This window comes from Bacteroides sp. LFL-34 (assembly GCF_027257075.1).
GTDB classification, from domain to species: Bacteria; Bacteroidota; Bacteroidia; order Bacteroidales; family Bacteroidaceae; genus Bacteroides; species Bacteroides ovatus.
In genome coordinates this window covers 81,734-94,310 of sequence record NZ_JAPQKZ010000006.1, presented here as the reverse complement: position 1 = coordinate 94,310, position 12,577 = coordinate 81,734, and the positions used below count along the sequence as shown (strand labels likewise).

Genomic DNA, 12,577 nt, shown 5'->3' with positions numbered 1-12,577 from the left:
AAGATCCTATTTAAAACGATATACAACCATGGAAGCGGCCTCCAGTTCGAACGGTTGATTCAGGTCCAGCCCGACTTCCGTCTCTACCGGTTGGACTTCATTCGGAGCAAACGGTGTGTTTTCTTTTCCCGGAACCAGTACCAGGCTTGTTTTATGTGCCTTGACGGGACGTTTAAAGCCGGAAACTTCCGGTTGTAGAGTGACTTTTTTATCCTGCAGGTTTATCAGTTTCAGGATATATTGTTTGCTGGCCGTATCATATCCCATCGTAACAAAGATGTTCTGCAAACCTTCTATATCCTTGATCGCTGCATCCAGACACACGTCAAACGTGTTATCCCTGAACATCTTTGCCAGGTAGAAGAAGGAAGTCTTTACGCTACTGTCTACTCCATTAATCAACATCGGCAGGAAGATACGGTGTTCCAGAAAGTCCCAATGCCTCATCACCGGACGTTCAGCAAACAAGGGATTCAAATCGCCGTTGCGTTCTATTGACATACGGATGGCTCCGGTAGCCAGCAGGTTATAAGGATATTTTCCGTTGATTCCCAATTCGCCGATAAATAGATCGGCAACACCCCGTTTGTAGTTATCAAAACGATAATGCTGTTCGCAAGCCCATTCGATTGAGTTATAATAATGTTCGTCGAACACTTTCACATTCTTCGGGTTGACAAAATTGGGAATATCCTTCCGTTTGTCATCATTCTCTCTTCCGACTACACGGATGACACTATTGGCTATATAAATCAAGTCAGGATATTTGGCGGACAACGCCTGATAGATTTTCTCATAACGCTCCCAATACACAGGTCCGAAATCTTCATTTCCAATCTCGATATATTTTAGCGGGAAAGGAGCGGGATGACCGTTCTTTGCCCGTTCAGCTCCCCATTTCGTAGTTGTATCACCAATGGCATACTCGATGGCATCCAACGCATCCTGGATATAAGCGTCCAGATCGACATCAATGTGTCTGAAATTCCACTGTGGACTTTGCTTCACCCAACCACTGCAAATCATACCCGTAGGCATCACATACATCGCATCAGCTCCCACATATTCGCACAATTCATAAAACTCATGATAGCCGATTCCGTCGGTACGGTAATAAGGCGCCCATTTGCTCCACTGTCCCGGACGATTTTCAATCGGTCCGAGCGTCTTTTTCCAGTGATACATCGTTTCTTCATTGACTCCGTGCACGATGCATCCGCCCGGGAAACGGATAAAGCTGGGAGAAAACTCTTTCAGGTTCTGAACAATGTCTTTACGGAATACGGATTTTCCATCGTTCCAGGTATCGGACGGGAACAGGGAAACGACATCTATCTGAAATTGCCCTTTCGACATCGGTTGTATGGCAAACATTCCACGCCGGACGTTCTTTTCCGGTTTCAGTTCACCGGTATATTTTGTCCAGTCCCGATTCCCTACATTCACTTCGATCACATTGCTCACCCGTTGTCCCCATTCGTCAACTAGAAATACACGTAACGGAGCGGAATAATTCCTGTTCTTCAGAAACAAGGAAAGACGGTAAGACGTATCTGTCTTCAGGTTCATTCCATAATATCCACGGTTGAGAATCAGGGCATCCGGATGGTTCGCAATATCTTCCGTGACATTAACCAGCATCGAATACTTATTTTCCCCGCTCATCGGATTTTCATCCGTGCGACTGATAAATACAGGAGTATATGATAACGGATAAGTCGTCCATCCAATCAGCGGATCGGCCTGAAACACTTTTTTCTCTTTAACGCGGGGAGCCGGAACATTTTCATAAAGACCGTTCTTCACAGATAATCCGGCAGGCGGTGTAGCTTCTTCAAACGAACGGTTACGTATCAGTTCGGCGTGCAGGGCACCCTCGCCCATCATTCCTATTTCTTCATAATGGAAACCGTACTTTACGGGAGCCACTTTGTGGGTTTTCGATTTATTGATATACAACGTTCCATCGGAAGAAGACGGAGAGGAACTATTCCCATATACCAGAGGTAATGTGAAAAACAGACCGATACCAAACGTAAAGGATTTGAATGTCGAATGATTCATAGCATTTGTTTTTAGAGTTTCACATTGCAAATGTGGTCTTTTCTATCCAAGAAAAACAGAAAAATAATGCTTAATACCTGCAATCATGTATAAAAATCTGTAGCGAAGCGGCAAACTGAACATGAGTGCTGCCCGTTTGAACAATTCTACGACTGTTCAAAACAAAAAAAGACGTATCTTTAGGTCGTGAAAATCAATCAGAAAAGCCATGAGAACCACCTTACTTAAATTCATACTCTTATTTAGTCTCGTGCTCTTAAATACAAGCTTGTCGACGGGACAGATTCAATATAATAATATACGCTTCAAACAGCTAAGTATAGCTGAAGGACTCCCGCATAATACGATCAATGCAATCACCCAGGACAACCACGGGTTCATCTGGTTTGGTACACGCAACGGATTGTGCCGATATGACGGTTATAATATCAACCTGTTCGCACATAATGAAGCCGACAGCACCTCACTCCGCCACAATTTCATCACGCGCTTATATAACGATTCGCTCCGTAACATTCTATGGATCTCTACCGATCAGGGCATCTGCAGCTATAACTACGAGACAGAAGATTTCAGTCGTTACCAGATTAAAGGGAACACTAAGGATGATGTTTGTTTCCTGAATACCAGCGATGGTATGCTTCTGGCAGCTTGTAGCAACGGACTTTATCGCTACAATGAACAAGACAGCTTGTTCGTTCCTTTTCTTCTCGATAAAGAAAAACCTCATGTGAGATACTTTGCGGAGGACGGAGACAAAACCTTATGGATAGACACCAACAAAGGGCTGATGCGATACAGTCTGGACAAGAAACAGTTCGTTTCCCTCCCGACTCTCATCCAGCCTTTTACACTGCAATGCAACAATGCCGTCCTGATCTCGTCCAACCAGCTGTTATTTAATACTAACAACGATTTTTTCGTCTATCATATACAAAGCAATACCCTGTGTAATCTCTCGAAAGACCTGGAAGTAAAACACTTCCGCTGTGCGGCAACCGACCATACGGGGAATATATGGGTAGGCACAGAGTATGGTATCTTTGTCTTCAACAAACTCTATCAACTGATTGCACATTACGAACAATCGGAACGGGATTTAAGTGCGCTGAACGATTCTCCCATTTACAGCCTTTATCAGGACAAGGCTCATAATATGTGGGTAGGAACCTATTTCGGAGGAGTCAACTATTATATATTCGGTTCCGACCAGTTCCAGATATATCCATACGGAGCCAGTTTCAATCATTTGAGCGGAAAGGCTGTCCGCCAGATTATCAATGCTCCGGACAACGGTCTGTACATCGCCACCGAAGATGGCGGATTGAACTACCTGGACAATAAGAAGGAAATCACCCGTGCCGAACGGCTGCACAAGCAAATGCAAATCTACGCCAAGAACATACATTCTTTATGGCTCGACAAAGATAACAGCTTGTGGCTCGGACTGTTCCTGAAAGGAGCTCTTCACTATATACCGCATCTAAACCGCACGGTGGACTATAATCTATTGTCGGATGAGGTTTCTTCCGGCTTCTGCATCATCGAAGACAAGAACGATCATATCTGGTACGGAGGCCCTTCCGGCTTATTCCTGATCAACAGGAAGAAAGCAAACTCCCGCCCGGAAAAAATTTCATCTCTCCGTGTCTTTAACCTGGTACAGTTTAATGACAGTATACTTTGGGCAGGAACCCGAAAAGGCAGTATATTTCAGATCAATACCCATACACTGAAAGTAACCTCGCTCCCTATCCTGCCGCACACCAATCTCTACATCACCTATATCTACCCCGATTCACATCAACGGATATGGATAGGTACAGACAACAACGGGCTTTATGTATCAGACCGCAACGGTAACATTATCGCCTTTTACAGTAAAGAACAGTTGGGATCCAACGCCATCAAAGGTATCATTGAAGATGAGATGAGTAATGTTTGGGTAGGTACCGGAAACGGACTTTGTTGTATCAATTCCCAAACAGGAAGCATTGACCGATATACCACGGCCGACGGATTGCCCATCAACCAGTTCAACTACTCCTCCGCCTGCAAGAAGCCTGACGGAGAATTGTATTTTGGAACTATCAACGGTATGATTTCTTTCTACCCGGAACAGGTACGCTCCGTCAATCCCCGTTTCAACATTGCACTGACTGCCATTTGGAGCAACAGCGAATATATGTCACCCAACAATGAGAAAGCATTCATCCCTTCCTCTATCTCCGAACTGACAGAAATCACCCTGACCCACGAACAAGCCCAATCCCTGCGTCTCGAATACTCCGGACTGAATTATCAATATACCGACAACACTCAATATGCGATGAAAATGGAAGGTATCGACAAGGATTGGCAGTTTGTAGGCAACCAGCATCAGGTACGCTTCTCCAATCTGCCTTCAGGAAGATATATCTTAAAAATCAAAGCCAGCAAAGACGGCATCCACTGGGACGAAACGGGCCAAAAGGACCTTGCTATCAGAGTCCTTCCTCCCTGGTGGCTCTCGCCGGGAGCATATTTAGTTTATGCATTACTCTTCCTATTAATCATTTACGCCGCATACAGATATACCAAAACGCGTATCATCCTGCTCATGCGACTGAAAACGGAGCATGAACAGCGCGTCAACATAGAGAATATGAATCAACAGAAGATCAATTTCTTCACTTACATCTCCCATGACCTGAAAACACCGCTGACCCTGATTCTATCGCCTCTGCAACGATTGATCCAGCAGCCACAAATCAGCAACAACGATAAAGAGAAACTGGAAGTCATCTACCGAAACGCCAACCGGATGAATTATCTGATTAATGAACTATTGACGTTCAGTAAAATCGAGATGAAACAGATGCGTATCAGCGTCCGGAAGGGAGACATCATGCACTTTCTGGAAGAACTGTCGCACATCTTCGACATTGTAGCCGGAGAACGGGAGATTGACTTCATCGTCAATCTGGAAGACACCGAAGAGGAAGTCTGGTTCTCGCCTTCCAAGCTGGAACGGATTCTTTATAACTTGCTCTCAAACGCATTTAAATATACCCAGCCTGGTGGATACGTCAAGTTGAGTGCCAAACTAATAAAAGAAGAGAAGGGGACATTTGTGCAAATCTCCGTCAAAGACAATGGCAGGGGGATTCCTAAAGAAGCTCAAGAACAAATATTTGAAAGTTATTACCAGGTTGAGAAGCGCGACCATCGCGAGGGATTCGGACTGGGATTATCGCTTACGCGTTCGCTCATACACATGCACAAAGGGGAAATCCGGGTAGAAAGCGAAATCAACAAAGGTTCGGACTTTATCGTTACCCTGAATGTATCCGAGGATGCTTACAACCCCGATGAACGCTCGTCCGAGAACATCACGACCGAAGAAATACAGAAATATAACCAGCGAATCAAGGAAACCATCGAACTCATTCCAGAAAAGCTGACCAACAAAGAGAAAGATCCTGCCCGGGAATCTATTATGATTGTAGAGGACAACAAAGAAATGAATGATTATCTTGCCAGCATATTCAGTGAGAAATATGATATTATACGGGCGTATAACGGTGCAGAAGCCTGCAAGAAGATAGCCAAACAGTTGCCTAACCTCATTATATCGGATTTAATGATGCCAGTGATGGACGGATTGGAATTCACGGAACGTGTCAAACAGGACGTAACGACCAGCCATATCCCCGTTATCCTCCTGACTGCAAAGACCGATGAAAACGACCATACGGAAGGTTATCTGCGGGGAGCTGATGCGTATATCACCAAACCTTTCAACGCCAAGAATCTGGAACTGCTGGTACAGAATATCCAAAAGAGCCGGAAACAGAGCATTGAACACTTCAAACAGGCAGAAGAACTGAACATCAAGCAAATAACCAACAACCCGCGGGATGAAATATTCATGAAAGAACTGATGGAACTGATTATGGCGAACCTCACCAAGGAAGACTTCGGAGTAACGGAAATCACAGCCCATCTCCGCATCAGCCGCAGCCTGTTGCACATGAAGCTGAAATCACTCACCGGATGCTCCATCACTCAATTCATACGGACCATTAAGATGAAAGAGGCTAAAACTCATTTACTGAATGGTATGAATGTCTCCGAAGCATCATTTGCCGTCGGTATATCAGATCCAAACTACTTTACAAAGTGTTTCAAGAAAGAATTTAATATCACTCCGACAGAGTTTCTCAAACAGTTGAAATAGAAAGCAAAAGTAACTGCTTCAGAAATTCAACCTACCCTTAGACAACGTGTCAACTATTAATAGAAAAGTTCTTTTGCTCCCTTTGCAAAGATCTCTTCCCTTCATAGTAAAGTTGTCTTTGCCCTATTTCAAACTATAAACGCAAGTTCCGTTTATATAATTGCAAGCTTTGTTTTTATAAACGGAACTTGCATTTATAAAAACAAAGCTTGCAATTATAGTTTGGAATGAAGAAAAAGGAAGTTATCCAACCGGCAAAAAGAAGTTTGGTCTATATCAAAAGGAAGTTAGCTATTAATAGCCAACAGGGCAAGTAGGTATATCTTGTAAATCAACTACGCCCAACAGAAAAAGATATCGCCGGTAATTAATCTGCAACATTCACTGATGCAGCTAATTACCGGCGAGCAATAGAAATCTATAATCAACTCATACCTATTCTACCATTCTTGGAAGCGTAAATCAGCTTCCGGATTCTGACGACGAATCAGTTCCTCGTCAACTTGATAAGTGACGCCACCTTTCGTGTACTTATAAGAAAGGGTAAACTTAGGCTGTTTCCCTACAAATTCCAATGATTCGGCTGCAGGATCTAATGTGGCGGATGCATCCGTGATAGCGACGCTTCCTCCGGCTTCAATATTGACGCTTCCATCCGGATTGACTGTCAGATTCACCGACTCATTGTTTTCCAATGTGTTTCCGAAACCCGGTCTGCGTACTTTGTTTCTACCTAACGAAACAAAGTCGCGGGTCATATTCTGACTCAAATCCTTGTTACTGTATTCAGTAACCTGCTGGGTAGACAAATTGGTAACTTTTCCTTTCACAAAGTAGGTACCGTGATACTGGCTGACAAATTTGACAACTACAATACTGTAATCCTTCAAATTACCATTCACATCAGTACTAATTTCATCCTGATTATGATCGACCAACCGGAAAGGGATTGCATAGTGCTTGTTCAAAGCAGCATTGTCTTCATAGAAAGCATCGGAGAAAGTCACTTTCACATCTGCTATTGCCAGATTCGGATTGCTAATTGTCATCTTATTCGGATTAGCCAACTGATAATAGTTTTCCGGCATTAGTGTCAAGCCCGTACCATCCAATAAAGACGGATCGATCTCGAATGTAGCCCAATCATCGGTATGCACCTCTCTTTTACCGCCAATAGCCACTCCTACCTTTATCGACATATCTGTATCGGCTACCAGTGTCCGCAAAGGTTTTTGCGAAGCAAAGTACACAGAACTCTCATCGTAGTCCTTTTCATAATCGTCATAACAAGCAGTCATCAGAACGCTTATCAGCCCTATCCATAATATATTTAGTCTTTTCATTGTAAATAAGTATTTATATCAACAGCACGTTATTCCCAACCCTGATTATTCATTAGATTCTTATTCTTTTCCAGCTCTGCATACGGTAATGGCATGAAATAGTTTTTCACTTCATATTTCCGTTGTTCCACTTTCTGTACTTTGAAGCTGAATGTGCCATCTTCATTGCGGGTAACGGCAACACCCTCCACCTCTTCGTTCAACGGTAATACCCAACGACGCATATCAAAATAACGATGATTCTCGAAAGTAAATTCCAAGCGACGTTCGTTCTGAATCAACTTTCTGAACGAGTCCTTACTTTGAGCCATTTCATCCAGATAAAGATCAAAATTGATACCCCCGGCTTGCGAACGGATTGTTTTCAATATTTCGTATGCAGAATACAGGCATCCTTCGGCTTTCACCGTCGGGTTGCCCCAAGCCTCATTGGCAGCTTCGGCAAAGTTAAGAAGAACTTCCGATTTCCGTAACAAAGGATTGTAATGAACCGAGTTTAACGTCTGAATCGGATTCAGCATAGCCGATTTCTTGGAAACGAATTTAGCCAGATAATAACCCGTACGTGTAGCATTCTCACTAAACGAAGGAGAATCTTTTCCACCCTCGGACATATCCAACGGCTGACCGGAATCGCCAAATGTAGCACTATGATAGTAGACATTCAGCGCAAAGCGATTATCCAGTACGGCATAAAGCTGCGTCAGATCGAAATCAGGATCAGACAGATCGACACCGGAACGAACATCGGTTGCCGGATAACCATTCTTCGCATAAAAAGCCTTTACCAGATTATGAGAAGGAGTGGCACGGGCACTTCCGTAGTAGAACGGCGGGAAATGAAGGCCTTCCAACAGGTTATTATTAAAATATCTGCGGAAAGCATAATCGGAACTTTCCGTCTGAACATCGGCAATGGAGGAAGCCGTAACAGGAACATAAGTTCCGAAACCTTCCATGCCCAGAATCTTATTGATCTCTTTGGCTACCGCTTCCCATTTTGCTTGGTAAACCGTAGGGTTCAGTATTTCGAATTGTCCCATGCCGGTGATCTTCGTCACGTCATCATCCTGCATGGCAGGGCTTGCGCTATATAAAAGCGCACGACTTTTCAGAACAGCTGCCGCCGCTTTCGTGGCACGACCGATTTGTGTATTACCGAACTCCAAGTCATCTCCCTGATACACGTTCGGCAATAACTCGATGGCATTATTCAAATCGTTGACGATAAAATCGACTGTTGCCTGATAAGTAGGACGAAGAAATTCACCGTTCTGCGCGGCCTCATCCTGCGAAATAAAATGATCTGCCAACGGAATACCCAACGCTTTTCCATTCTTCGCCTTTCCGCCGTACATCTTCAATAGCTCAAAATGCCACCATGCACGCAGGAAATACGATTCACCTTCCAGACGCAGCTTGATTTGCTTGTCCACTTCCGGGTCGGTGCGGTTGTACTGCACTTGGTCGGTTAAGCCGTTTTCGAGGAAAGAGTTTACATAGTTCAGCATGTTGTACGCATTACTCCAGTTTCCGATTGGGTTGTTAAACGCTGTCATCCCACCCATATTTAATTTATAGACAGAAGAGCTGCGCAGATTAGTCACTGCATTATCGGTAGCACAATCCAGAAAGTTATCTTCAAAACAATCCGGACGGTTGGCTATGCCATTATAAGCTTTATATAGTACGCCTTGAGCAAGTTCCGGCACTCTCCAGGTATCAGAGTCTCCGATCTGCCATGTCACCTTTGTATCCAATGTGTCGTCACAAGCACAAAAGAGAAACAGACCTGCTAAAACGCAACTTCCTAATATATGTTTCATATTGCCATCTATTAATTGTTCAAAATTAAAATACAAAAGAGACTCCGCCTGTAAAAGTACGCGTCACCGGGTAGTTTGTCACACCGGCATTCAGCAATTCAGGATCCAAATCTTTCACGGAAGAAAGCACAAACAAATTTGCACCACGAGCGAAAACCTTCATCTTCTTCACGACCGAACTTGGGGAGAACTGATTGAACGTGTAGCTCAATTCAACATTCTTCATACGGAAGAAGCTTGTATTCTTCAACCAGAAAGAAGAATTGCGGAAATTGTTCTCACCGGCAGTGGTTGTCAGGCGCGGATAACTTCCGGTCGGATTGTTTGCCGGATGATAACGATCTAATGCCAGTTTAGAGTATTTACCTTCTCCATTGTTCCAATAATAAGCATTTGTTGCCCAAGTGTGAACGCCCAGTTCGGAATATCCCTGAAGATACAATCCCCAGCCTTTGTAACTTACATTGAAATCGATGCCCAATGTAGTACGTGGGAATGAGTTTCCGAGTTCCTTTACGTCACGACCGTCAATGATCTTATCGCCGTTCAGGTCTTTGTAGGCGATGTCGCCTTCCTGATAATCGGCAAACGTCTGGGGGGCATGTCCGTTGATGGCTACATCTTTGCCAAATAATCCTTCGGCAACCAGTCCCATCATAGCATCGGTAGAACGCCCCACTGTATAACGGTATTCTTCACCATGTTTCACCTGGTTCCATTTCAATACTTTATTCTTAGACCATACGAAATTAGCTCCTACCGAATAAGACCAGTCGTTGATACGGTCGCTCCAAGTGAACATTCCTTCTATACCATGATTCAAGACGGAGCCCATGTTATCCTGGTAGGTAAAGTTGCCTGTATAATCCCCGTAAGAGGCATCGACAGAACCGATGATGTCCGTATGTTTCTCACGGAAATAGTTTATTTCGGTATATAAGCGGTTGTTCAGGAACAGGCCTTCCACACCGATGTTCCATTCTGCTGCCTTTTCCCATTTCAGGTTCGGATTGCCTGCACGGACAAAAGTGGAATAGTAAGCCGTAGCACCGTTGTTCGTTGTTCCGAACCGGAAGCTGCCGTCTTGTGACCAGGCACGTTCATACAATAAATGTTCGGTGCTTCTGTCATATCCCAAGATACCAGCACTGGTTTTCAGTTTCAGGAAGTTCACGTATTCATTGTCTTTCAGGAAATCTTCATTGCTTAGAATCCAGGCAAGGCCGCCCGCTGCCGAGAAGAAGTATTTATTTCCCGATTTGAAACGGTTGCTTCCCATCAATGCCATGTCGGCTTCCACAGCATAACGGCGGTCATACATATAGTTTAAGCGCAATGCGTAGTTTGCATTGATGATGTCCTGGGTCACTCCCTGATTCGTTGTTTTCGAGTACATGTAAGTCAGCCGTGCCGATACATCATGCTTTTGGTTGAATGTATTCTCGTATGCAGCAAAGGCATTCCAACCCAATGTCTGTTGTAAGGTAGTCGACTTCCGACTCTGTGAAGTGGCTACATCTGTTTTCTTCATCTGGGTGTACATGATCTGTTCCTCACCGGCAAAGTTACGATATGTTTTGATGGCATACGTCGGATAGACTTTGCTCAAAGAGAGTTGCAGGTAATCATAGTTGTCGAAAGAAAGGAAAGCACCGGCTTTCAACCCTTTTGTCAGCATATCAAGATCGAATTTCAAACCGATATTGGTCTGGCTGCGTGTATAACGCTCATCCGTATATCCTCCGTACATTGTTTCCGCGTATGCATTCATCGGACGCAGCAGACTTGCGCCAAACAAAGGAATTCCGTCCGAGCTGGCTAGTCCGGTTTCTTCCGGTGACATAGTCAGCGGGTATTCATTCGGACGATGCGTAGACAGGGCCGTAAATACCTGACCACAGTCCAATTGCCCCCATTTACGCATTTCCATACGTCCGGCAACGTCTGCGGATATAGTCAGGAAATCCGTTACATTGAAGTCGAGGTTTCCGCGAAGAGTCAGACGGTGCAGTTGCGGAGTATAGGTAACGTCTTCAAATCCGCTACCTCCTACATATCCGGCAATCAGGGCATAACGCACTCTGTCGGTACCTCCCGTCATATCGAACGATACTTTCCGATAGTTGGCATTTTTGTTCAATAACTGATCGTACAAATCGACGTTCGGATACAATAGGTCATTGGCTCCTTTGGAGTTTTTATATCCTTCCAGTTGTTTCTGATTATAGTAAGGAGTCAATCCGTCATTTGCACGCGCTTCATTGTACAGATTAGCATACTGATAAGAATTCAGAAAATCAGGAGTACGCGTCATCTGTACCACACCTGCTTCGGCGGTTGCGTTATAAATGCGGCGGTTGGCCTTTCCTCTGCGGGTAGTCACCCAAAGTACGCCATTCGCAGCACGCGCCCCATAAAGAATCTTGGCAGTGGCATCTTTCAGCAACTCGATACGTTCGATTTCTTCAGGAATCAAATCCGCTGCCGGACGTTCCACACCATCGATGATAACAATAGCTGTATTCTCCGACATGCCATGCTGGCCACGGATAAATAAATCAGGCGTATTATTACCCAATCCGCTGACTGTGGAGCGAACTTGCAGACCTAACATTTTACCTTGCAGCATATTAGTCAGCGTCAAATCAGGGAACGTTCCGAACTGTCCGTTCTCCAGTACGCTCGTTGCGCCTACTTCATTCCCTTTATACGTCTTGCCACCATCGGCTCTATTCACCAACGATTCTTCGGTCAGGAACAGAGGCTCTTTCTTCAGGACAATCTTTTCAGGAACGATATTGCTGCCTGTCAGCTTATACACTTTATCTTCATATCCCAAAGCCTCCACCATGACGGTTGCGTCATTCTCGACCTTCGTCTGAAAACGTCCCTTTGCATCTGTATATAGAACGACTGCGCCTTCTCCACAAATGATAGAAACATTCTTCAACGGGCTACCTTTCTCGTCGGTAACAATAGAAACTACTTCCACCAAAGGCTTCTTCGCCGACTTTCTCTTTGATTTATTCTGTGCGAAAGTCAGGCTAGAGCCAACGATAAGGACAAATATGAGCCCTATCAGTCTTATATATCTAATCTTGTTTCTCATATACTTTTCTTTATTT

At 44.3% G+C, this 12,577-nt stretch carries 5 protein-coding genes; 1 reads left to right on the top strand and 4 read right to left on the bottom strand.

What is annotated here, in order from left to right:
* Positions 1-6: 6 nt before the first annotated feature.
* Positions 7-2,064 carry an alpha-L-arabinofuranosidase C-terminal domain-containing protein gene (locus tag N5O98_RS05225; protein WP_004307751.1) on the bottom strand — a complete coding sequence of 686 codons (2,058 nt, stop codon included), beginning with the start codon at positions 2,062-2,064 and terminating at the stop codon, positions 7-9.
* A gap of 208 nt (positions 2,065-2,272) precedes the next feature.
* On the opposite strand from N5O98_RS05225, the gene N5O98_RS05220 reads away from it, so the two are divergent.
* Positions 2,273-6,283, top strand: coding sequence for a hybrid sensor histidine kinase/response regulator transcription factor (locus N5O98_RS05220; RefSeq protein ID WP_118160986.1), 4,011 nt, complete (start codon positions 2,273-2,275; stop codon positions 6,281-6,283).
* 440 nt (positions 6,284-6,723) lie between these two features.
* Here N5O98_RS05220 and N5O98_RS05215 read toward each other — a convergent pair whose 3' ends face one another.
* Genes N5O98_RS05215 through N5O98_RS05205 form a run of 3 tightly spaced genes read right to left on the bottom strand, consistent with a single transcriptional unit; the run spans position 6,724 to position 12,561 of the window.
* On the bottom strand, positions 6,724-7,626 hold the full coding sequence (locus tag N5O98_RS05215; RefSeq protein ID WP_004307748.1) for a BT_3987 domain-containing protein: 903 nt from the start codon (positions 7,624-7,626) through the stop codon (positions 6,724-6,726).
* A 29-nt stretch (positions 7,627-7,655) separates the two neighbouring features.
* Complete coding sequence (locus N5O98_RS05210; protein ID WP_004307747.1) at positions 7,656-9,452, bottom strand: RagB/SusD family nutrient uptake outer membrane protein; 1,797 nt, start codon at positions 9,450-9,452, stop codon at positions 7,656-7,658.
* A gap of 25 nt (positions 9,453-9,477) precedes the next feature.
* Complete coding sequence (locus N5O98_RS05205) at positions 9,478-12,561, bottom strand: SusC/RagA family TonB-linked outer membrane protein (RefSeq protein WP_004307746.1); 3,084 nt, start codon at positions 12,559-12,561, stop codon at positions 9,478-9,480.
* Between the last annotated feature and the right edge of the window lie 16 nt (positions 12,562-12,577).